This is a genomic window from Paraglaciecola sp. L3A3 (genome assembly GCF_009796765.1).
GTDB lineage: Bacteria > Pseudomonadota > Gammaproteobacteria > Enterobacterales > Alteromonadaceae > Paraglaciecola.
Genome location: NZ_CP047023.1, coordinates 173,277 through 194,776, shown reverse-complemented (window position 1 = coordinate 194,776; position 21,500 = coordinate 173,277). Strand labels below are relative to the sequence as shown.

At 38.0% G+C, this 21,500-nt stretch carries 21 protein-coding genes; 7 read left to right on the top strand and 14 right to left on the bottom strand.

From position 1 onward, the window contains the following. Window positions 1-65: 65 nt before the first annotated feature. Window positions 66-887 (bottom strand): NAD(+) diphosphatase, encoded by an 822-nt coding sequence (gene nudC, locus GQR87_RS00815; protein ID WP_158965605.1) that lies wholly within the window; start codon window positions 885-887, stop codon window positions 66-68. A gap of 155 nt (window positions 888-1,042) precedes the next feature. Between nudC and GQR87_RS00810 the strand changes: the two genes are divergently transcribed. From GQR87_RS00810 to GQR87_RS00795, 4 genes are all read left to right on the top strand, one after another. Continuing rightward, window positions 1,043-1,492, top strand: a complete 450-nt coding sequence (locus GQR87_RS00810) for a transcriptional repressor (protein ID WP_370459616.1) — start codon at window positions 1,043-1,045, stop codon at window positions 1,490-1,492. Between the two features lie 29 nt (window positions 1,493-1,521). Beyond that, the gene (locus GQR87_RS00805) at window positions 1,522-1,986 is read left to right on the top strand and encodes a chemotaxis protein CheX (protein ID WP_158965603.1); all 465 of its coding nucleotides are present in this window, start codon (window positions 1,522-1,524) and stop codon (window positions 1,984-1,986) included. A 3-nt stretch (window positions 1,987-1,989) separates the two neighbouring features. Next, window positions 1,990-2,409 carry a secondary thiamine-phosphate synthase enzyme YjbQ gene (locus GQR87_RS00800; protein ID WP_158965601.1) on the top strand — a complete coding sequence of 140 codons (420 nt, stop codon included), beginning with the start codon at window positions 1,990-1,992 and terminating at the stop codon, window positions 2,407-2,409. 83 nt (window positions 2,410-2,492) lie between these two features. Beyond that, complete coding sequence (locus tag GQR87_RS00795; protein ID WP_158965599.1) at window positions 2,493-3,590, top strand: OmpA family protein; 1,098 nt, start codon at window positions 2,493-2,495, stop codon at window positions 3,588-3,590. Between the two features lie 117 nt (window positions 3,591-3,707). Here the strand turns inward: GQR87_RS00795 and dnaB are convergent, their stop codons facing one another. After that, window positions 3,708-5,105, bottom strand: a complete 1,398-nt coding sequence (gene dnaB / locus GQR87_RS00790) for a replicative DNA helicase (protein WP_158965595.1) — start codon at window positions 5,103-5,105, stop codon at window positions 3,708-3,710. Between the two features lie 83 nt (window positions 5,106-5,188). Further along, window positions 5,189-7,006, bottom strand: coding sequence for a DNA helicase RecQ (gene recQ / locus GQR87_RS00785; RefSeq protein ID WP_233267365.1), 1,818 nt, complete (start codon window positions 7,004-7,006; stop codon window positions 5,189-5,191). Window positions 7,007-7,257: 251 nt separating this feature from the next. Here recQ and GQR87_RS00780 point away from each other — a divergent pair, with 251 nt between their 5' ends. Beyond that, window positions 7,258-8,178 (top strand): diguanylate cyclase, encoded by a 921-nt coding sequence (locus GQR87_RS00780; protein WP_158965593.1) that lies wholly within the window; start codon window positions 7,258-7,260, stop codon window positions 8,176-8,178. Here the strand turns inward: GQR87_RS00780 and chrA are convergent. The 3 genes from chrA to uvrD all read right to left on the bottom strand — a co-directional run bounded on the left by chrA (window position 8,175) and on the right by uvrD (window position 12,855). Beyond that, window positions 8,175-9,341 (bottom strand): chromate efflux transporter, encoded by a 1,167-nt coding sequence (gene chrA, locus GQR87_RS00775; RefSeq protein WP_158965591.1) that lies wholly within the window; start codon window positions 9,339-9,341, stop codon window positions 8,175-8,177. The genes GQR87_RS00780 and chrA overlap by 4 nt on opposite strands. A gap of 23 nt (window positions 9,342-9,364) precedes the next feature. Next, the gene (locus tag GQR87_RS00770) at window positions 9,365-10,603 is read right to left on the bottom strand and encodes a diguanylate cyclase (protein ID WP_158965589.1); all 1,239 of its coding nucleotides are present in this window, start codon (window positions 10,601-10,603) and stop codon (window positions 9,365-9,367) included. Window positions 10,604-10,686: 83 nt separating this feature from the next. Beyond that, entirely contained in the window at window positions 10,687-12,855 is a 2,169-nt protein-coding gene (gene uvrD, locus GQR87_RS00765; RefSeq protein ID WP_158965587.1) for a DNA helicase II, read from the bottom strand. 200 nt (window positions 12,856-13,055) lie between these two features. Between uvrD and cysE the strand changes: the two genes are divergently transcribed. Then, a complete protein-coding gene (cysE, locus tag GQR87_RS00760; RefSeq protein ID WP_158965585.1) occupies window positions 13,056-13,835 on the top strand; it encodes a serine O-acetyltransferase in 780 nt (259 codons plus the stop codon). On the opposite strand, the gene GQR87_RS00755 is transcribed toward cysE, so the two are convergent. The 8 genes from GQR87_RS00755 to GQR87_RS00725 all read right to left on the bottom strand — a co-directional run bounded on the left by GQR87_RS00755 (window position 13,824) and on the right by GQR87_RS00725 (window position 20,764). Then, window positions 13,824-14,543 (bottom strand): HAD-IA family hydrolase, encoded by a 720-nt coding sequence (locus GQR87_RS00755; protein ID WP_158965583.1) that lies wholly within the window; start codon window positions 14,541-14,543, stop codon window positions 13,824-13,826. The two genes, cysE and GQR87_RS00755, sit on opposite strands and share 12 nt — an antisense overlap. A gap of 44 nt (window positions 14,544-14,587) precedes the next feature. Then, window positions 14,588-15,253: a DUF484 family protein gene (locus GQR87_RS00750; RefSeq protein ID WP_158965581.1), complete on the bottom strand. Its 666-nt coding sequence runs from the start codon at window positions 15,251-15,253 to the stop codon at window positions 14,588-14,590. Between the two features lie 24 nt (window positions 15,254-15,277). Beyond that, on the bottom strand, window positions 15,278-16,108 hold the full coding sequence (gene dapF / locus GQR87_RS00745) for a diaminopimelate epimerase (RefSeq protein ID WP_158965579.1): 831 nt from the start codon (window positions 16,106-16,108) through the stop codon (window positions 15,278-15,280). A 169-nt stretch (window positions 16,109-16,277) separates the two neighbouring features. Then, a complete protein-coding gene (locus GQR87_RS00740; RefSeq protein WP_233267364.1) occupies window positions 16,278-17,552 on the bottom strand; it encodes a family 43 glycosylhydrolase in 1,275 nt (424 codons plus the stop codon). A gap of 85 nt (window positions 17,553-17,637) precedes the next feature. Then, a complete protein-coding gene (gene lysA / locus GQR87_RS00735; RefSeq protein ID WP_158965577.1) occupies window positions 17,638-18,891 on the bottom strand; it encodes a diaminopimelate decarboxylase in 1,254 nt (417 codons plus the stop codon). Further along, window positions 18,892-19,050 (bottom strand): lipoprotein, encoded by a 159-nt coding sequence (locus tag GQR87_RS22280; protein ID WP_233267363.1) that lies wholly within the window; start codon window positions 19,048-19,050, stop codon window positions 18,892-18,894. Between the two features lie 124 nt (window positions 19,051-19,174). Next, window positions 19,175-20,242, bottom strand: a complete 1,068-nt coding sequence (locus GQR87_RS00730; protein ID WP_158965575.1) for an MJ1255/VC2487 family glycosyltransferase — start codon at window positions 20,240-20,242, stop codon at window positions 19,175-19,177. A 12-nt stretch (window positions 20,243-20,254) separates the two neighbouring features. Next, window positions 20,255-20,764, bottom strand: coding sequence for a phosphatase PAP2 family protein (locus tag GQR87_RS00725; protein WP_158965573.1), 510 nt, complete (start codon window positions 20,762-20,764; stop codon window positions 20,255-20,257). Window positions 20,765-20,969: 205 nt separating this feature from the next. On the opposite strand from GQR87_RS00725, the gene rraA reads away from it, so the two are divergent. Further along, on the top strand, window positions 20,970-21,455 hold the full coding sequence (gene rraA, locus GQR87_RS00720) for a ribonuclease E activity regulator RraA (RefSeq protein WP_158965571.1): 486 nt from the start codon (window positions 20,970-20,972) through the stop codon (window positions 21,453-21,455). Window positions 21,456-21,500 lie beyond the last annotated feature (45 nt).

Here is a 21,500-nt window from a genome sequence, read left to right as displayed (position 1 = left end):
AAATTTCAAACATTCTAAACACTAAAAATTCAAACCTTGTTGCTATATCTGTTTAACTAAGCTGGTTAGCAAGAACTTTGTTGAATCTCTGTAATAGTTTGTTCTATGAGTTGTCCCGCAATAGAAAGTTTAGGTGGGATATTAGGCAATTCACTGATATCAAACCAACCAGCTCTTAGTATTTCTTTGCCGTCGACTTGAATATCGCATGAATCAAAATCAGCTAAATAGCCCATCATTAATGCATGAGGGAAAGGCCAAGGCTGACTGGCAAAATATTTAAGGTTTTTGACTTTAATCCCTACTTCCTCAAAGACTTCTCTATGCACCGCTTGTTCTAAGGTTTCGCCACTTTCAACAAATCCTGCGATAATAGAATACATATTTCGTGATTGCTGGGACTTTCCTTGCGCCAAGAGGATTTTATCTTTGTTACGTATCGCAACTATAATACATGGTGAAATTCTCGGGTAACACCTATGACTGCAACGCATACATTGCATAGCCATTTCCCAATCAACTTGTTGCATTTTAGAACCACATTGGCCACAAAACCTATGGGTTCGGATAAACAAAGCGACTTGCCAAGACCTTGCAGCTATGCCAAAAAAGGTATCTGAACATTCATTTAATACACTACGCAAGCCCACCAGTGCTAAATCTTCTTCGTCAATCGTTTCGTTGCCCATGTCGACTAACAAACACGGTAATTCTTTATAACTACCAATTTTAACAATTTGTTGTTTATATGCATGAGCAAATGCTAAGTTTTGCCAACGACACTTGAGTAAATGTGAGTTTTCTTTTGGAATTAACATTTTATCGCCACTAAAAACAAACCAAATGGCTAATGTTTCGTGGCTAATAGTTATATTTTGTTCAATCATAATAAAGGTTAACACTGACTATATTGATGGTAAGATTAACACGCAAAATCCAAGATATGCATGATAGAATTAAGATGATGCAAAAATTTTAATACCACTACCTCATAAACGATGATTAGTGCTATTATTCACCCGTTTATTTTGAAGGAAATCAAGTGATTATTACTGATCAACAAAATGTTGAGTCACAAATATACAAAGCAAGGCAGTTTTGTGAAGATAAAGGTGCTAGATTCACTCTATTAAGAGAAAAAATCTACGCCCTATTATTAGGTCATGAAGGAGCAGTTGGCGCTTATGAATTACTCGATGAACTTAAATTAACAGAAGCTAATGCGAAACCGGCTACTATATATCGCACGCTAGATTTTTTACTGGAATTTGGCTTGATTCATAAAATCGAATCAACTAATGCTTTTGTTGCTTGCCATCATTTTGATTGCCATCATCCTGTACAATTTTTAATTTGTGACACGTGTGGTGAAGTGCAAGAAATACAATCGGTAGGATTAAAAGATACATTAAATAAACAAGCTAACTCTGTTGGATTTAATGTATTAAAACAAACAATCGAAGCCCACGGAACCTGTTCAGCTTGTCAATAAGAGCCTGAAATTAAGGAAAATTTGCGTAAATGAATTCTGAATTTATTAATCCATTTATTATTGCATTACTCAATGTGATAGAAACTATGGCCCAGACAAAACTGACTCCCGGTAAACCCCAAAAAAAGGGAAATAATCAGGCAGGTGGCGATGTATCCGGATTAATAGGTATGGTAGGAGACGATATTAAAGGTTCTCTTTCTATCTCCTTTGAAGAAAGTTTAGTCCTTGAAATCATGCACAAAATGTTAGGTGAAAAGCCAGAAGGCATCAATTCAGATGTGAATGATATGGTAGGCGAAATAACAAACATGATTTGTGGAGGGGCTAAAAATGATCTTGACCAAAAAGGATACAACTTTGGTATGGCAACCCCTATGATAGTCTCAGGCAAAAATCATACAATTGATCATCAAGTCGATGGGAAAAAAATGGTCATGCCATTTACCCACCCATCGGGTAATTTATATTTAGAAATGTGTTTTAATAAGTAAGTTATGTGGACTCAACAACGTTTAATTTTAAAGCCCAAATCTAGAGGTTATCACCTTATTACTGATGAGGTAGTGAGCCAATTGAGCGATTTGGCAAATATATCGACGGGTTTATTGCACCTGTTTATCCAGCATACGAGTGCCAGTTTAACCATCAACGAAAATGCCGATCCTACCGTTAGGCAAGATATGGAGACACATATCAATAAGATGGTACCAGATAATATGGCCTATTATCTGCATAACTATGAAGGGGCTGATGATATGCCCGCTCATATTAAAGCCAGTTTACTTGGCAGCCACGTGTCCGTCCCTATAAGTGACGGTGCGCTGGCGTTAGGTATGTGGCAAGGAATAATACTAGGCGAACATCGCAACAGAGCTGGTAGCCGTCACTTAATTGCGACGTTATCAGGGGAATGAAATAAAGGATGTTTCGATCTACAAATTTAATGGTAGAATTAGCAAATATTTAATGACATTTAAAATTTTAAGGAAAATCACAGATGAAAAAATTATTAGTCGCTAGTGCAATTGCTTTAGCTATGACTTCAAGTGTACAAGCTGAGTCAAATAAAGAAGGCGAAAAGTGGGTTGGTGGGTTTGTTGAATATTACAAAACTGATCATGCCGAAACTGGCGCGCCTTTCTACTTAGATAGTGGTAAAGGCTTAGGAGTGGAATTTGGTTTTAGATTTAAACCACAGTGGGCTGCTCGAATTGAAGCTTCAAGCTTTGATATCGATGCCACTCCTAGCGACTATTCAAGTAATCGCTTTGGTGCAGATGCGTTATATTTCCTAGAAGATGACTTGTTCTATGTCTTCGGTGGTGTGAAGCGTACCAAGATTGCAGAAAGTGATTACTACCTAGATTTAGGTTTAGGTAAGCACTGGGATCTAAACGAAAACTTTAAAATTATTACTGAAATTGCGGCATATCAGAATTTAGACACTGACAATACCCATATGGGATACAAGTTAGGTCTTGCTTATGCATTTGGCGCGAGTTCGGCTCCAGCAGCTTCTAAAGACAGTGATAATGATGGCGTTAGCAATAACATGGATAGCTGTGCCAATACTCCATACGGAACTAAAGTTGATAGTAAAGGTTGCGCAATCGTTGCTCAATCAATAGATACTGATAACGACGGTGTTGTAGATGGTAAAGATAAATGTGCTAACACACCAGCTGAAGACAAAGTTGATGCAAATGGCTGTAGCATATTTACTGAAGAACAAGTGTCAGTGAATATTAAAGTATTATTCGCTAATAACAGTGCCGTTGTGCAATATCCTCTTGATCCTCAGCTTAAAGAATTTGCTGACTTCATGAAACGATTCCCATCAACAGATACAGTGATTGAAGGACATGCATCAGCACCAGGTGATGCAGGCTACAACATGATGCTTTCTGAAAAACGAGCTAAAGCTGTTAGTGACTTATTTGTTAAAGAATACGGCATTAATCCTAATCGCTTAACTGTTAAAGGTTTCGGTGAAACTCAATTATTAGATACGTCTAATACTGCTGCTGCACATAAAATTAACCGTCGCATTACGGCTAAAGTAACTGCAAGCACAAGAGTAAAAGTTAAGAAGTAAGTTAGTCTTAACACAAAAAAAGAGATGCTTTTAGCATCTCTTTTTTTTGTCTTTAATATGATATAAACCAATAAATATAAGTGTTCAGCTAGCAAAAATCATTATCACTAATTGCTATTAATACTCATCTTCTATGGCTGGGCCAGCATAATTATCGAAGCGCGAAAACTGCCCTTGGAAGGTTAATCTAGATGTCCCTATCGGGCCATTACGTTGTTTACCAATGATAATTTCGGCAATCCCTTTTTCGGTACTTTGTTCGTTATAGACTTCGTCTCTATAAATGAACATGATCAAATCCGCATCTTGCTCTATGGAACCTGATTCCCGTAAATCCGAGTTTATCGGCCTTTTATCACTTCTTTGTTCTAGACTACGATTTAACTGAGATAGAGCAACAACTGGCACTTCTAGCTCTTTTGCTAGAGATTTCAAAGAACGAGATATTTCGGCAATTTCTAAGGTACGGTTATCACTTAAACCAGGCACTTGCATAAGTTGCAAATAATCGATCATGATTAAACTTATACCACCTTTATCTCGGGCTAATTTTCTTGCCCGGGTCCTGACTTCCATCGGAGTTAGGCCCGAAGAGTCATCAATAAACAGGTTATCTTTATCTTTTAACATAGCCATAGTATTTGACATTCTAGCCCAATCTTCATCGTCCAATTGAGCGGTACGCACTTTGGTCTGATCGACACGACTTAAAGACGCCAGCATACGCATCATGATTTGTTCTGCAGGCATTTCTAGACTAAATACTAATACAGGCTTAGTTTCCAACAACATTGCGTTCTCGCACAGGTTCATGGCGAATGTCGTTTTCCCCATAGATGGACGTGCTGCGAGAATAATTAAGTCAGAAGGTTGTAAACCACTGGTTTTTTTATCTAAGTCAGTGTATCCAGTAGACACACCTGTCACGTCTTTATTACTTTTAACCAGCTCTTCTAATCGATCTATGGTTTTACCTAGCACCGATTCAACATTTTTAGGGCCTTCGTTTTTGCCGGTTCTTTTTTCAGCAATTTCGAAGACCTTACTTTCGGCCATATCCAAAATTTCGCCACTATTTCGGCCTTCTGGATTATAACCTGTATCCGCAATTTCGTGAGCCACACCGATTAACTCACGAGTCACTGCGCGCTCTTTAATAATTTGCGCATATGCAGTCACGTTAGCTGAGCTTGGTGTATTCCGTGCCAGCTCACCTAAATAAGCAAAACCGCCGGCTGCTTCTAATTCATCTAAATTTTCTAAATGTTCAGAAACAGTAATTAAATCAATGGGTTCATTCTTCGATAACAAACCTAAAATAGAACGATAAATAACTTGATGGGAATGATTGTAAAAATCATCTTCCACTACAATTTCTGCCACTTTATCCCAAGAGTCAGGAGCAATTAACATGCTGCCCAAGACAGACTGCTCGGCTTCGATAGAATGTGGTGGGATCTTTAGTTTTTCAACATTTTGATCTTTATTTTTACGAGAAACTTCTTTTACAGCCATGGATTATATCAATTTATTAAACAATAAAGATTATGTCAGAGATACTACTACTAACCCATACAAAGACGAACTAAGATCTTAGATTATTTATTAATATGCTTACTAATCGCTTCAATAAATCGCACACCATATCGCTCTAACTTAGTAGCACCCACGCCATGGATATCTAAAAATTCAGACGAAGACTCAGGGCATTTATTGGCCATATCAGCCAGAGTTGCATCACTAAACACCACAAAAGGTGGTACATCATCTTGTTCTGCAATGACTTTACGTAAATGTTTAAGCTTGGCAAATAATGCTCGGTCATAATCTTGCGCTTGGAATTTAGATTTTTTGCCTAAGTTGACAGTCAACCTTGGCACCGCTAATTGCAAAGACTGGGTGTTTTTCAACATAGGCCGTGCTTCTTCGGTTAATTTCAATACAGCATTTTGGGTGATATCAACTCGTAACAAGCCTCGATGAATTAATTGATTAATCAGGTTATGCCAATACTCATCTGATTGTTGTTTTCCTATACCAAAGGTAGAAAGTTGTTCATGCTGATTTTCAAAAATACGTTTTAATTGTTTACCACGTAAGACATCAATGACGTATTGACTAGCGACATTTTGTTGTAATCGTAGAACACAGGAAAGAATCTTCTGAGCATCAACCGTTCCGTCGAAAGCTTTGGGTGGATCTAGGCAAATATCACAGTTTCCGCAATGCCCTGCTGAATACTCAGCAAAATAATTAAGCAGAATTTGACGTCTACAAGTTTGTGCTTCACCAAAAGCTTCCATTGCCGCAAACTTTTGCAGTTCAACAGCATTTCTTTCTGGGTTTTCACCAGAAGATATCCATTGACGGATACGTGCCGCGTCTTTTTCATCAAATAACAATAACGCCTCAGCAGGCATACCATCTCGCCCAGCTCGACCAATTTCTTGATAATATGATTCAATACTACGGGGTAAGTCAAAATGCACGACAAAACGCACGTTTGATTTATCAATGCCCATACCAAATGCCACTGTTGCGACAATCACATCAATTCTATCTTGAATAAAATCACGTTGAATTTTATCCCGTATCGCCCCTTCTAACCCAGCATGATAACCAGCACAACTTACACCTTGTTTAGCTAGCGCCACAGATAACTCGTCTACTTTTCTGCGGCTATTGCAATAAATAATACCGCTACCATCTTGTTGCTTAACAAAACTAATCGCTTGATCAGTAGCTTTATATTTGGTGATTTGATTGTATCGAATGTTAGGTCGATCAAAACTGCCTTTAAATATAAAAGGGTTATCTAAACGTAGTTGGTGAGCAATGTCAGCTCGAGTAGCTAAGTCAGCAGTAGCGGTTAAGCCCATCACAGGCGTATTAGGAAGTTTTTCTTTTAGTTGACCAAGTAATCGGTAATCTTTGCGAAAGTCGTGTCCCCAATGAGAGACACAGTGTGCTTCATCCACAGCAATTAAACTGATACTCAATGACTGAAGGCGCGCGATAAAATCAACTTGCATTAACCTTTCAGGAGCAACATATATAAGCTTATAAAAACCATCTTGCATGCCTTTATACACATTAAATATTTCTTCAGGTGATAAGTTTGAGTTGATATAAGCGGCACTAACACCATTAGCTAACAGCGCATCAACTTGATCTTTCATTAACGAAATCAATGGGGAAATGACAATCGTTAACCCCGGCAATATCATGGCTGGAATTTGATAACACAAAGATTTACCACCACCAGTTGGCATTAAGACCAACACATCTTTATGATTAATTATATTTGTAATCACTTCAGCTTGACCGTCTCTATAGTGATCATAACCAAAGGTGTTTTTTAGCACTTCTTTTGCATTAGTTAACAAGAGAAAATGATCTATAGGCTGTTGTGACAAAGAAAAACCGCAATTAAATGTAAAACCTAAGTTTACGTGTTTTTATTTTAAGGTTCACTGGGTATAACAGAATATTTTTGACAACGACTATTTTTGCAGTAAATTAGCTAGTTAATGTCTATATTATTAAATAATATATTTTAAGTTGTTTAATTTTCGCTCGACAATCATGTATTCTAGAGTCTTTACTAATTTAGTGCTAGCTATCCATTATTGAAGCATTGTCATTAGTTGTATAGTTCAAGGATGTTATGTCAACTTACCCCAACAAATTAACCTTACTTATTATTGACGATGATGTGATTTGTATATCAAGTCTAAGTGCGTTGTTTTCTAAACTGTTCAACGTAGAAGTTGCGCGGGATGGAAAAACGGCGTTACAAAGCATCATGCTAAAAGACATAGACTTAGTATTAAGTGCTGTAAACACTCCAATAATATCAGGCCAAGAACTGTGCGCTTTTGTAAAGAATAGCCAGTTAACTTCCCATATCCCTATTATGTTCTTAGCAGAACAACCTACCCGTGACCAAGAAGATGAATGTTTGGCAATGGGCGCTATTGACTATATCGATAAAAATGTTCGACCCAGTATATTAGTTTCACGAGTCAAAAATTTAATGGCAATGGTGGCGCAACAGAAAAAACTAGCGCAAGTATCTTGTACCGACGGTTTAACCGGTTTGGCCAATCGAATGCAACTTGATACGACACTTAACCAGGAATGGTATGCAGCCGTGCGTGGCGGTCACCCGTTTTCAGCTCTGTTAATTGACATTGATAATTTCAAGCTATTCAACGACGCATTTGGTCACTTAGAAGGCGATAAATGCTTAAAAAAGGTTGCCTTACTAATTGCAGCAAGCAAAAGGCGAGAAAGGGATTTTTCAGCTAGATATGGCGGAGAAGAGTTTGTTCTATTATTACCTTTTACCGATTTAGCTGGCGCGAAAACAGTCGCAGAAGATTTACTCGACAAAGTACGTAAACAGAATATACCTTCGGCTACTGGAGCTTCTCACGAGATAGTCACTATTAGCATTGGTGCCGCTACTTTTTCGCCGACAGAAAAAACTTGCACTTTATCAAATGCAACCGAATTACTCGATAAGGCCGACACCAACTTATTTAAAGCTAAACAAGCCGGTCGAAACCGTTGTGTCTGGGATTAAACATTCACACTTATTAAGCCTAGAGTGATGAAAATAACAATCAATATACATATGTGTGGTTTAAATATTTTTAGTATCAAAAATCCTGCAATCACCCATACGAGATCAAACAAATCAGTTATCGCACTAGTCAATATCGGATTATAAAATGCGGCAATGAGTAGTCCCACAACGGCAGCATTGATTCCCCTTGTTGCAGCCAAAAAATAACAATTAGCAAGCAATGTTTGCCAAACATTTCTTAACGCTAATACCAGTAAAAATCCCGGTAAAAAGATAGCTAAAGTGGCTAATAAAGCGCCAGTCAATGGAACTGCTGGATTCATTATACCGCCAATATATGTGGCAATCGTAAACATCGGGCCAGGAACACCTTGCGCGGCTGCATAGCCAAAAACAAATGCATCCTGACTAATGCTATCTCCTAGTGATGCCTGTAATAAAGGTAAAACTACATGTCCGCCTCCAAATACCAAACTGCCACTCTGAATAAAGGGCGCTAACATATTGGCATAACTTGCAGACCAACTAACCAAGCTCAGTGCAAATAAAACCAAAAACACTAACAATGGCCAGTAACTAAATTTATTTGAGTCAAACTTGAAGGGCACACTTTTTTCTGTTGTACGGCTCGTTAACACACCTATTGCCGCACTGCTTAATATCACAAATATTTGCCACAAAGGAGAGCTCACCAGCATTAACAAAGCGGCACTTGAAAGAGCAATACTTATGGCAACTTTAGTTTTACAAAAACTCTTAAACATACTAATCACTGCATCAAGTACGACTACTACAGCTAATAGTTTAAGGCCATATATTAAACCCACTAACCAAGGCTTAGACTGGCTAAAATCTGTAATTGAAGCCAAAGAATACATCAAGATAAACGACGGCAAAGTAAAACCAATAAAGGCAGCAACTCCCCCCCATAAACCTGCTTTATGTAAACCAATAGCAAAACCAATTTGGCTGGAACCTGGACCGGGTAAAATTTGGCTCAGACTAATGAGATTCGCGTACTCGTCATTTTTAAGCCATTGCAATTTATCGACAAAAGTCGATTTGAAATAGCCAATATGTGCAGCTGGCCCGCCAAAACTGACGCAGCCCAAAAGTAGGAAATGTAAAAATATGATTAACAGCTGTTTAATGAGTGCCATGTTCAACAAATCTGGTATTCCTACTAATTACTAATTACTTTATTTCTGCCACCATTTTTAGCGGTATATAAATTTTCATCAGCCATGCGTATCATTCCATTAATACCGCCTTTAGTTTGACTAGTTAAACCGACACTTACAGTACAATATATGTGTTGCTTTTCAAAAATCAGAGTTGTATTTTGCAAAGCGACACGAAATACATTCATGATTTCGAATACTTTTTCTGCATTAGTATTTGTAAAATAGACACAAAATTCTTCACCACCAAAACGAGCAGCAATATAGTCAGCAAAAAAATCAGCTACCAATTTAGCTATTTCTTTTAAAGCATAATCTCCGCAATCATGGCCATAAGTGTCATTTATATTCTTGAAATGGTCGATGTCAATAATGGCTAAACTCTGTTGTTTCGGTTTGTTTTTTTGTATGGCTTCAACACAAGAAAAAAAATGTCGTCGGTTAGGTAAACCAGTCAAATAATCGGAATTTGCCACACGTTTTATGGTGGCTATATTCTCTAACCTCTCAACATTTTGCATGATCCGGCAGAGAAATTCTTCATGGCAATAAGGCTTATATAAATAATCATTAGCGCCACTTTTAATAAACCGAGCTGATAGTCCATTATTGCTATCAGTTGCGATACCTATAATCCCCAAGTCTTCTTCACTATATGTTCTACGTAACTTAGAAATCATTTGTAAACCAGACATGCCTGGAATGTTTTCATCAATAATTGCCAGTTTAATAGTAGATTGATTAGTTAACACTTGTATAGCTTGGCTGGCATTTTGTGCTTCATAAGTAATAAAATTATGCCTTCTTAATAATGAAACCATTGCACTTCTATCCACTCGTGAATCATCTACTACCAATACGCCTACTTTTTTATTTTTATCTAATCTTGCCAATAATCTTGTGAGATATTCATAAACTTGAGCATTTTCTTTGGGAATATAATCAACTATATTTTTTTGCAGAATATCAATTCTGATTTCATCATCTAAGGTATCAGTTACCACTATTGTGGGTAAGAAAGATTGAATGGCAAAATCAACTGCCTGTCCCTTAGTTGCATCTGGCAAATTAAAGTTAACGACTGCACACAAATACTCTTCAGGTGCAGAAGCTGAAAACACATGTTTTGCTTCGATTAAACTAGCGGTAGATACAGGACGCAAACCCGCCTTAGAAATCAAGTTTCGCAGTACTTTCATGCTACTTGAGTCATATTCAATAATCAGTACTTTACGTTGCATAAATATAGAATCACTAAAAACCGGTTAACTTAGGTGTGGTTATTACACAATAGATATAACAAAAAACAACACATTTAATCCAACTATACTTTAGTTAACTTAGCAAACGACATCACCAACCATTTAGTACCGAATTCATCAAAGTTAATTTGCACTCTGGCATGCTCACCCGACCCTTCATAATTTAGCACTGTACCTTCAGCAAATTTAGGATGGCATACCCTTTCACCTAACTGAAATCCTGTCGATTCAAATGCAGTATGCCCAGTAGTTGCCGTAAAACGGTTTTGTACCGGTCGGCTAATAGTGGTGCGCAAGCGGACTTCTTCAATACACTCAGCGGGGATCTCTTTAATAAACCGTGAAGGAGTATGATATTTGTCTTGCCCATAAACGCGTCTGTTCTCAGCATAAGTGATATACAACTTTTGCATTGCACGTGTCATACCGACGTAACAAAGACGTCTTTCTTCTTCGATTTTGCCAGGCTCATCATTGCTCATCTGACTAGGGAACATGCCTTCTTCTACCCCAACCAGAAACACCAATGGAAACTCTAAACCTTTAGATGAATGAATTGTCATCATTTGCACCGCATCCTGATGACTATCAGCCTGTGTTTCACCTGATTCTAAAGAGGCATGAGCTAAAAAAGCAGATAAGGGAGTCATATTATCAGCCTCTTCAGGCACGACAAATTGTTTACAAGCCGTCACTAATTCTTCCAAGTTTTCAATTCTAGCTTGGGCTTTTTCACCTTTTTCTGCTTTATACATAGCAAATAGGCCAGAATGTTTGATCACATGATCAGCTTGTTCCTCAAGAGGTAACTGCGCAATATCTTGGCCTAACTGACTAATAAGTTGAATGAAAGCACTTAATGCATTAGATGCGCGGCCGGTTAGACGTTTTTCCTGTAACATCCGCTGACTTGCATCCCACATAGACAATTCTTGTTCTTTGGCTAGTTCGCGGATCTGCGATAAGGTCTTGTCCCCCATGCCACGAGTAGGGGTATTCACTATTCTCTCAAATGCCGCATCATCAATAGATTGATTAATTAAGCGCAAATACCCAAGGGCATCACGAATTTCCTGGCGTTCAAAAAAGCGTAATCCGCCATATATTCTGTAAGCGATTGATTCTTGAAGTAAGGCTTCTTCGAGTACCCGTGATTGAGCATTATTACGATATAAAATGGCGCAATCAACCAAGGCATTACCAGTATCACGCCACTCTTTTATTCGAGAGATGTTAAATCTAGCTTCATCAAGTTCATTAAAACCTGCATACAAAGAAATCGTTTCTCCATTGCCATCTTCAGTCCATAACTCTTTACCTAGACGCCCCTGATTATTATCAATAACAGCATTAGCGGCTTGTAATATATTGCCCGTAGAACGATAATTCTGTTCTAATCTAACGGTTTTAGCAGTAGGGAAATCTCGCAAAAAATGCTGTATATTTTCTACATTGGCACCTCGCCAACCATAGATAGACTGATCGTCATCCCCCACAATAATCATATTATTGCTTGGCGCAGCAAGTAACCTTAACCAAGCATATTGAATATTGTTAGTATCTTGAAATTCGTCAACTAATATCGCTCTAAAACGTTTTTGGTAATGGGCTAATATGTTAGGGTTGTTCAGCCATAATTCATGAGCTCGTAACAATAACTCAGCAAAATCAACTAACCCAGAACGGTCACAGGTTTGTTGATATACCTGATAAATCTCGCGCATTTTTTGTTGATTAGCATCTCCGTAGGTCTCAATATGCTCAGGGCGTAAGCCTTCATCTTTGTTACCATTGATATACCATTGTACTTGTTTAGGCGGCCAATGTTTCTCATCAAGATTAAGACTTTTAATCACTCGTCTAACCATTCGATATTGGTCATCAGAATCTAAAATAGTGAAGTTTTCAGGTAAGTTAACGTCTGCATAATGGGTGCGTAATAACCTATGGGCAATACCATGAAAGGTACCAATCCACATGCTATATAAAGGACTTCCTTGTAGTTGCTCTATTCGCCCGCGCATTTCTTTGGCTGCTTTATTGGTAAAGGTCACAGCTAAAATGCCATAAGGAGCAATACCTTCCACTTCCATTAACCAAGAAATTCTATGCACTAAGACTCGTGTTTTGCCACTACCGGCACCAGCTAAGATCAGCATGTCAGTGGCAGAAGCAGCAACTGCATCACGTTGTTTATCGTTTAGTTCATCAAGAAGTCTAGATACGTCCATGGGCAAATTTTGAAAAGGATATTTGCCTTTACTATAACAAAGCACTGTATTTAAATACACTAATGAAAGCAATACTCAGCAGAATGCCCTGCTAATTTGTGCCTATATTGCAAAGAAAAGCATTTATACCTTTTATTTTTCTACTTCATCCCCAAAAATAAGGTTAGTAGAAATACCTTTGAAAATGATGAGACAAAGTGATGAGCATTGAATTTTGGCAACAACTAAAACTAGAAGCAAAAAACTTAAGTGAAAGTGAACCTTTGTTATCTAGTTATGTACACACATGTATTCTTGCTCACCATAACTTTGAAACCTCTTTAGGTTTTATCCTATCGAATAAACTAGCAGATAAAGTCATGGGCTCATTAACCATCAAAGAAATGTTTGAGCAATGTTATCTGCTACACCCAGAAATAGCTGAAGCAGCTATGTTCGATATTCAAGCTGTGTTTAATCGAGACCCTGCGGTGAACACTCATTTAACAGTACTGCTCAATTTTAAAGGCTTCCAAGCAATCCAAGTGCACAGACTAGCTAATCAACTGTGGAAAATGGGTCGAAAAGAGCTAGCTCTCTTTATTCAAAGTCGTAATTCAGAAGTTTTTGCTATCGACATCCACCCTGCAGCTCATATAGGCCAAGGAGTGATGTTCGACCATGCGACAGGGATTGTAGTAGGCGAAACTGCGGTAATTGAAGACAATGTGTCTATCATGCAATCCGTCACCTTAGGTGGTACAGGTAATGAAGCAGGCGACCGACATCCTAAAATTCGTCAAGGGGTAATGATTGGGGCAGGAGCCAAAATATTGGGTAATATTACTATAGGTGAAGGAGCCAAAATTGGCGCCGGTAGTGTTGTTTTAAACGACGTACCTGCACATGTTACCGTCGCTGGTATCCCGGCCAAAATTGTAGGTAAACCTAGATGCCAGAACCCTTGCGAAACCATGCAACAAAATATTCTAGAAGACTAACTCTAATAATTGATTGAGTGACTGTAACTGCACATGAGGTAAAGTAAGTGTCTGCTCACTATTAAGCGACATTTCTCTATCTTCTGCGTACCAAGCGGCTTGATAGCCTGCTCGAATTGCTCCAAATACGTCTTTCTCTAAATTATCTCCCACATGCAAAATATTTTTAGCCGGTATTGCTAACATATCTTGAGCCGCATCAAACATAGCTATGTTTGGTTTCATAGGTACTGTCACACTAGATTTAAAACAGGCTGATAAATAATCGGCAATGCCAATTTTTTCAACGTCTACATTACCGTTGGTAATAGCCACCAGAGGTATTTTCTCGGCTAATGTTTTTAAAATCCAATGAATATTAGCATCGACAGAAAAATTACTGCGCTGATCATAAAAGTGTTGAAAACACCGCCTGGCTGCATCAACAGCTTGCTCTTCGTTATAACCAAGTTGCTGAAACCCAAGCTGTAAAGAGCGAAATCTAAGCTGGCCAATATCATTATGTAATATGGGATGATCTATTAGTAACTCTTTTTCTATTTTACGCCAGTACTGTGTATCTAAAGACTTAGTGATAGAGAACTCCTTATGCTGAAACGCTCGCAACGATGCCGTAGCATTTTTAATTACGCTGCCGTTTTCATATAAAGTATCATCTAAATCAAAAGTAATGGCTTGAATGGGATTGAGTTTTTTATAGAAAATCATAAATATATTAAACGCAAATTTCTAAACTGATTATTACCCAACAATTAGTAGCTAAGAATTTTAGGTAGTAAAATACTCAAAAATTGTTGTAATTGTGAAATCAACAAAGTATCCATATCAGGATTAAAGTGACTAGGATCTTTACTGCCAATCGCCAAAATACCCAGCTCCCCTTGGTCACCTAACAGCAACAAAGCCACTGAATTAGCATCTTGATCTGCAAATAATAATTTTCTTTCGTGGTCACTTAATCGTCCAAAGAAGTGTTTGTCTCTTTTAAAACGTTTTTCAATGAACAAACGACGTTGAATTTCTGGTAGCGCATGGGCACCTTTGAAAGGCATTAAACTGACAGATGCTAACTGTAAATTTTCTTGAATCACTTCTTCTAAAACAAAGGTTAAATCATCCATTGAAGTACACTTCAATATTCTGATATTTAAGTCAGCATATATCCGATAAATTTCTTCATTTTTTTTAGCAATTGTGATTAATTGACTAAGCTTATGATTAAGGCTGCGAACCTTCTTACGCAATTGCTCACTTTGTAATTCGACTAAAGACACACTACCTTTTTGAATATGAGGTATAGCAATTTTTTCCACAAGATTAGGGTGTTGAGCAAAAAAATCAGGATTATCTAACAGGTAGTTTACTACCTGTTCAGCACTTAATTGTTCATCTGTTTCTAATGCAGTATTTATTTCCATATTATTTAAAAATCCCCCCTACTCTTATAAATTTATGTAGCCGTCAAAAATATGCTCGGCTGCTCCGGTCATTTTTAATACATTGTCTTTCCCTTGCCAACGTATTTTTAAACTTCCACCAGGTAAATCAACCTTCACATCTTTACTTAATCTATTTTGTAACTGCCCAACAGCCACTGCGGCACATGCACCACTGCCACAAGCGAGTGTTTCACCGGCCCCTCTTTCATATACACGTAACTTAATATGACTAGGGTTAATTATTTGCATAAAACCAACATTAACCCCTTCAGTAAATCGCTCATGCTTTTCTAACAGAGGCCCCATTGTTTCCACATCTGCTAAATTTATGTCATCTACTAACAATACACAGTGAGGGTTGCCCATGGATACAGCACCACAAAAAAAGGTTTGATCATCCGCTCGGATAATATAAGTTTTTTCTTGTTTATTGGCCTTTAGTGGAATTAGGTGTGGTGCAAATTGTGGCACCCCCATATTCACTGTGACTTGTCCGTCTTTTTCCAAATATAAAACCATACGGCCAGCCTTTGTACTGACTACGATTTTATTACGGTTAGTTAACCCTTTCATTTTCACAAATCGAGCAAAACACCTAGCACCGTTACCACATTGGGAAACTTCCGTTCCATCAGCATTAAAGATTCGATAATGAAAATCTTGATCAGGATCATACGGTGGTTCAACCAACAAAAGTTGATCGAAGCCGATACCAAAATTTCGATCGGATAATTGACGGATTTTTTCCGGAGAAAAAAACACATTTTGGGTTACATTATCAATAACCACAAAGTCATTACCCAAGCCCTGCATCTTTGAGAACTGGATTTGCATTGTCACTACTTAACTAAAATTATTGTCTAGCCAATTAAAAATGAACTAACTAGAGATTCTAAAAGCAGTTATATCATTTCAAGCAATCACTGACTATGTCTTTAACAATCCATAGCTTAAATAATCTGATTAAAAACAATGAATAATTAGCATAATCAGGGTCGTTTATTTATTCACTTCTCAATTTTTCTGTTTGTTGCTGAATTCGTTTTTTTTGTTGAGCCGATAATCCATAACGATAATGTTCCTCTGGAGTAAACTTTAGACTATGTCGTTTCATCTGACGGTCATCAACATCCAAACTTAAATCCACATCAAATCGCGTTAAAACAGAATGGTTATTTTGCCAACCATTTGCAGCTGTAAAGTGAGAGATCCCCCAAGTAATACCACGGCCATCTTTAGTATCGGTAAATGCATCAGGGATAAAAGGTCCCGCGGCATTGGGCATTAATTCAACAATTGAAGCGATTTTAAAATTAACCCAATCTTCTGCATATTGAATAGTATTTCTTTCATTTCCATCTCGAATTGCAAAGGCCGCCACTCCCTTTTTAAATGGAAATAAAGTGGTTTCATGGCCCGCGGCCATAATGGGATTAAGCGGGTGTTTTTTAAATGGCCCTAATGGATTTTCTGCTATTGCCAGTCCATGCATACGCACTAAACCGCGCTTAGCATCTTGTTTAGAAAAGTCCGACTTGTAATACAGGTAAATCTTGCCATCGTGTACTAAAGGATAAGGATCATGAATCGAAAACTGATCCCAGTCACCTTTAGCACCATTAGGGATCACGATTTGATTGAGTGCAGTCCAAGGGCCATCAGGTGAATCCGCATAAGAAACCGCCACAGGGCAATCATCCCCCCGCTTGCCACTAGCCTCCATAAACCCCTGATAATAAAGGTAATACTTACCTTTCCATTTTAAAATATCGGTGGTTGAAACTGAGCGCCAACCGACATTAGGTTTTGGTGGTCGAGGCACAGCAACCCCTTGCTCTTGCCACGTAAAACCATCTTCTGAGGTGGCATACCATATTTCAGATAAATCCCAATCAGCGGAAGGTATAGTGTCACTGCTTTTTTCAGCACCTTTTGGCGCAGTAGGTGTATTACGATAGGTATACCAGACGTAGTATTTACCATTTTCAAAAATAACTTTAGAAGGATCACGACGAGAAATCGTACCGTCACCACCATGGTAATCAAACCCATTTAATTCTGTATATTTAAATTGAGTATACAACTCATTGTTTTCCTGTCGATTAGCTAAGTAATTATCGTAATTCCGAGCAACAGAAGCACTTAAAGGCATATCAGGCTTTTCATCTGGCATGTAAAAAGGAAAAGCTTGTTCAGAAGGTTGAGGAGGCTGCGGACTATTGGCGCTAACAAAAAAAGGTAATGTAAGGCTAGCGGTTAGGTAGCTAATTTTTTTCACTTGCAATTTCTCTGGTAAAAAACATGTTGCAAGTGTAAATAAAAAGCCGCTATAAGAATAGCGGCTTTACACTTTTAGTTAACAATTAATTATCGGGTATAGCTTCATTTTCGAATAATTGTTCAATAGTTTCTCGCTTACGTACTAAATGAGCCACATCTTTATCTACCAATATTTCTGCAGGTCGACAACGGCTATTGTAATTAGAAGCCATTACAAAACCGTATGCACCAGCACTACGTACAGCTAAATAATCTTCAGGTGCAATGGCTAACTCTCTACCTTTACCTAAAAAATCGCCCGTTTCACAGATAGGACCAACTACATCATAGACAGCCTTTTCTCTTACCAACGCTGCATTTAAAGGAATAATATTTTGCCACGCAGAGTAAAGCGCAGGTCGAATAAGGTCATTCATAGCCGCATCAACAATAGCAAAGTTTTTCTCTGCACCCTGCTTCAAAAATTCAACTTTAGTCAGTAAAACCCCAGCATTTGCCATAATAGCTCGGCCCGGTTCAAAAATAAGCATTAAATCTTCTCGTCCCACTAAACGCTGAGCAATGGCTTGCGTATATTGATCTGGGTGAGGAGGCTTTTCATCATTATAAGTAACACCTAAGCCACCACCTACGTCGAGATGTTTAATATGAATGCCATGGCTGGCTAATTCATCAATCAAGGCAAGTAAAATATCTAAAGCATCAACAAAAGGAGTAATGTCAGTTAATTGAGAACCAATATGGCAATCAATTCCAACTACATTTAGGTTCGACAAACTATTCGCATATTGGTAAATTTCAACCGCTTGTTCGCGCTCTACACCAAACTTATTATCTTTCAAACCTGTAGAAATATAAGGATGTGTTTTAGCATCGACATCAGGGTTAACTCGAATAGAAATAGGCGCTTTTTTATCTAATCTCTTAGCTACCTCATTAATCCGAGCTAACTCGCTGCGAGATTCAACATTAAAACATTTAATACCTTTCTCAAGTCCTAAGGCAATTTCTTCAGGTGTTTTACCTACCCCAGAAAAAACTACTTTGCTGGCATCTCCACCAGCTTTTAAAACGCGAAGTAATTCACCACCAGATACAATATCAAAGCCTGAGCCTAATTTAGCCATCACATTTAACACGGCCAAATTTGAATTTGCTTTAACTGCATAACAAATAAGATGCGGCTGTTTACCTGCCGCATTATTAAATGCGTGCCAATGTCGCTCTATTGTAGCTTTAGAATAAACGTAACAAGGTGTGCCGAATTGTTTAGCGATATCAAGAAGGGCGACTTCTTCAGCCAAAAGCTGTTCGTTTTTATAAGCAAAATAATCCATCTAGTTTTTCCCCTCTGATGATTCTTTTATGTGCTGAGTAGGACTGTTCGTCTCAGGCTCTTCCGGTAAATACAAGCTTCGCTTCTGACCACATGAGGATAGGACAAGAAGACTAAATATAGCCCCCGTAAGCACTGTAAATTTATAAGAATGGCGCATAACAACAATAACCTAATTTAATATGGGCTAATGATGTCATTACATTGAACAAATGCAAAGTACTGGAAAGAGCTGAATGCTATATTTTATGCCATATGAAATAACAAAGCATATAATCCTGCAGTTAAAGCGATATTTGTCTTAAAGAAGATTGCACCGATGGTGGAAAAATGACCTGTCCCCATAAAGACTGACATAATTCTTGAGTATCTGACCATTGCCTTTTTAACAGCCAATCAATCAAAATATTAGGATCTGATTTAAACTGCACATTCACACTAGGTTCAAATTGTAACCATTGCTCAATGACTTCTAAATCTAAGGTTTGCATTAACTGGCACAAACCTAAATCCGCTAAAGTAAAAGCATTTGAGGTTTGCTCAAATTGACCTGCCAAAGGTTTTAGCAACATGTTTTTATTATAATGTAAACACTCACTAGCCATCTCGAATCCAGCATTAGCAATCACCCCGCGGCACTTAGCTAGCGCCGATTTAAAAGAGATCTTAGCCGGGGAGTGCCAAACCACATTATCATCAATGTGTGCGTGTTTAATCGCCGGATGAAAACAAACAAAATCATGTTCTGCAAAGGTCGCCAATACCTTTTGTATGTCTGCCACTTCTTCAAAAGGCAAATACACTAATATACTTTTACCTTTGATATTTTCTAAATGCTCGTCGTCTATAAAAGGCGGTAAAATTGGAAAACCAAAGTGATACCAATGAATACCTAGCTGTAAATCAGTTGGCGCAAAATAGCGCATCACTAATTTATCAATCACCCCAGCTCCTTTCATTGGTATCGGATGAGCAAAAGCAGCTTGATGGCTTAGCGAAATAGAGGGTATTTTTTGCTTTTTTGCTGCCCATGCTGTGATAGGTTCAAAATCATTCAATACTAAATCGTATTCACCGAGATCTAATGATTTCACATCTTTAAAAAATTGCGATAACTGCAAATTCTGATAAGAATCCCAATAATTAAGCTTACCTTTTTTAGTGGCAAAGCTTAATCCATGATAGGTTTTAAAATCCTCGAATACTTGCATATCAAAATAATTTTCTCTGTTTCTACCAGAAAAAATATAATCAACTGTAACGTTTGAACGTTTTGCCAAAGCCTTGGCCATAATTCTGGCTCGGGTAATATGCCCATTACCTGTACCTTGCACCCCATATAGAATTTTCATGCCGACACGTCCTTAAAATATAGATAAACTGACAACGGAGATTCCCATTCCTAAGGCAGCACCAGCCAATATATCTCCAGGGTAATGGACACCAAGTAATACCCTAGATATGCCAATACAACTTGCCCATAAATACGCGACTAACGCTAAGTTAGGATAAAAACTACTCACCAGCGATGCCATTAAAAATGCCGCAGCAGTATGTCCAGACGGCAAACTGAACTTGTCAGAAGGGGTAATATGAGCATTAAAGTTAGTCGCACTATCACATGGACGTTGCCGTTTTAATGCTCTTTTTAAAAAAATATATACAGGAATTTCTAAGGTATAAGCCAATAAACCTGCAGACAAAAATAGTGCACCATGTTCAGGCTCTAACCACCAAAGTAGCACTCCAATTACAAGATATAACTGGCCATCCCCGGTTTTAGACACCCACTTTATCCAACTACAATCTCGCTTAGCCATCAGATTGAACATCCAATAAAATAAAGCTTTATCACTTTGCGCTATTGTTTTCATAACACCTGCCTTATGGATAAATCAGATTTTAGTTTAGGCTTGCTGTATGAATGAAAGGTGACATTTCCGCGAAAATTTCATGACAAACGGTAGCTAAATTTACCATCAAAAATAGAACCTGATCTTTGGCAAAAATAGTATTACACTGGCAGCAAGTTCATATTCTATTGACGTTAGCTAACCTTAAACCTCCTAAGGAAAAGACATGGATTACAATACTTCTACTCTTTGCGATATATTTGCTGACAGTGTTGACGTGGTCGAGCCCATGTTTGTCAGTTTTGGTGGCAGTCCTTCATATGGCGGAGAAATTACCACCATAAAGTGTTTTGAAGACAAAGGCCTGATCCTAAAAACATTAGAACAACCTGGTTTGGGGAAAATATTACTAATCGATGGTGGCGGTTCCATGCGCTGCGCTTTAGTCGATGCTTATACCGCTCAGCTGGCATTTGATAATGGCTGGGAAGGCATAGTTTGTTATGGCAGTGTTAGAGAAGTAGACGACCTAGAAGAAATTAATATAGGTATCCATGCCATTGCTTCAATCCCCGTCGGTGCAGATGACCAAGGTTCCGGCGAAGTAGATGTTGCAGTAAATTTTGGTGGAGTGACATTTTTACCAGAAGATCATTTATATGCTGATCGTACAGGTATTATTCTGTCTCCAGAACCACTAGATATCGAATAAAATTTACTAGCTAGTAATACATTTCTATAGACAATAAAAAACGCC

Excerpts from the sequence above, each read along its gene's own strand:
- GQR87_RS00725 (WP_158965573.1), bottom strand. The coding sequence starts at position 20,764 with ATGAAAACAATAGCGCAAAGTGATAAAGCTTTATTTTATTGGATGTTC.
- rraA (WP_158965571.1), top strand. The coding sequence starts at position 20,970 with ATGGATTACAATACTTCTACTCTTTGCGATATATTTGCTGACAGTGTT.
- GQR87_RS00770 (WP_158965589.1), bottom strand. The coding sequence starts at position 10,603 with ATGCAACGTAAAGTACTGATTATTGAATATGACTCAAGTAGCATGAAA.
- dnaB (WP_158965595.1), bottom strand. The coding sequence starts at position 5,105 with ATGGCTGTAAAAGAAGTTTCTCGTAAAAATAAAGATCAAAATGTTGAA.
- GQR87_RS00730 (WP_158965575.1), bottom strand. The coding sequence starts at position 20,242 with ATGAAAATTCTATATGGGGTGCAAGGTACAGGTAATGGGCATATTACC.
- cysE (WP_158965585.1), top strand. The coding sequence starts at position 13,056 with ATGAGCATTGAATTTTGGCAACAACTAAAACTAGAAGCAAAAAACTTA.
- nudC (WP_158965605.1), bottom strand. The coding sequence starts at position 887 with ATGATTGAACAAAATATAACTATTAGCCACGAAACATTAGCCATTTGG.
- GQR87_RS00805 (WP_158965603.1), top strand. The coding sequence starts at position 1,522 with ATGAATTCTGAATTTATTAATCCATTTATTATTGCATTACTCAATGTG.
- GQR87_RS00780 (WP_158965593.1), top strand. The coding sequence starts at position 7,258 with ATGTCAACTTACCCCAACAAATTAACCTTACTTATTATTGACGATGAT.
- lysA (WP_158965577.1), bottom strand. The coding sequence starts at position 18,891 with ATGGATTATTTTGCTTATAAAAACGAACAGCTTTTGGCTGAAGAAGTC.
- GQR87_RS00800 (WP_158965601.1), top strand. The coding sequence starts at position 1,990 with ATGTGGACTCAACAACGTTTAATTTTAAAGCCCAAATCTAGAGGTTAT.
- dapF (WP_158965579.1), bottom strand. The coding sequence starts at position 16,108 with ATGCAAATCCAGTTCTCAAAGATGCAGGGCTTGGGTAATGACTTTGTG.
- GQR87_RS00795 (WP_158965599.1), top strand. The coding sequence starts at position 2,493 with ATGAAAAAATTATTAGTCGCTAGTGCAATTGCTTTAGCTATGACTTCA.
- GQR87_RS22280 (WP_233267363.1), bottom strand. The coding sequence starts at position 19,050 with ATGCGCCATTCTTATAAATTTACAGTGCTTACGGGGGCTATATTTAGT.
- chrA (WP_158965591.1), bottom strand. The coding sequence starts at position 9,341 with ATGGCACTCATTAAACAGCTGTTAATCATATTTTTACATTTCCTACTT.
- uvrD (WP_158965587.1), bottom strand. The coding sequence starts at position 12,855 with ATGGACGTATCTAGACTTCTTGATGAACTAAACGATAAACAACGTGAT.
- GQR87_RS00750 (WP_158965581.1), bottom strand. The coding sequence starts at position 15,253 with ATGGAAATAAATACTGCATTAGAAACAGATGAACAATTAAGTGCTGAA.
- GQR87_RS00755 (WP_158965583.1), bottom strand. The coding sequence starts at position 14,543 with ATGATTTTCTATAAAAAACTCAATCCCATTCAAGCCATTACTTTTGAT.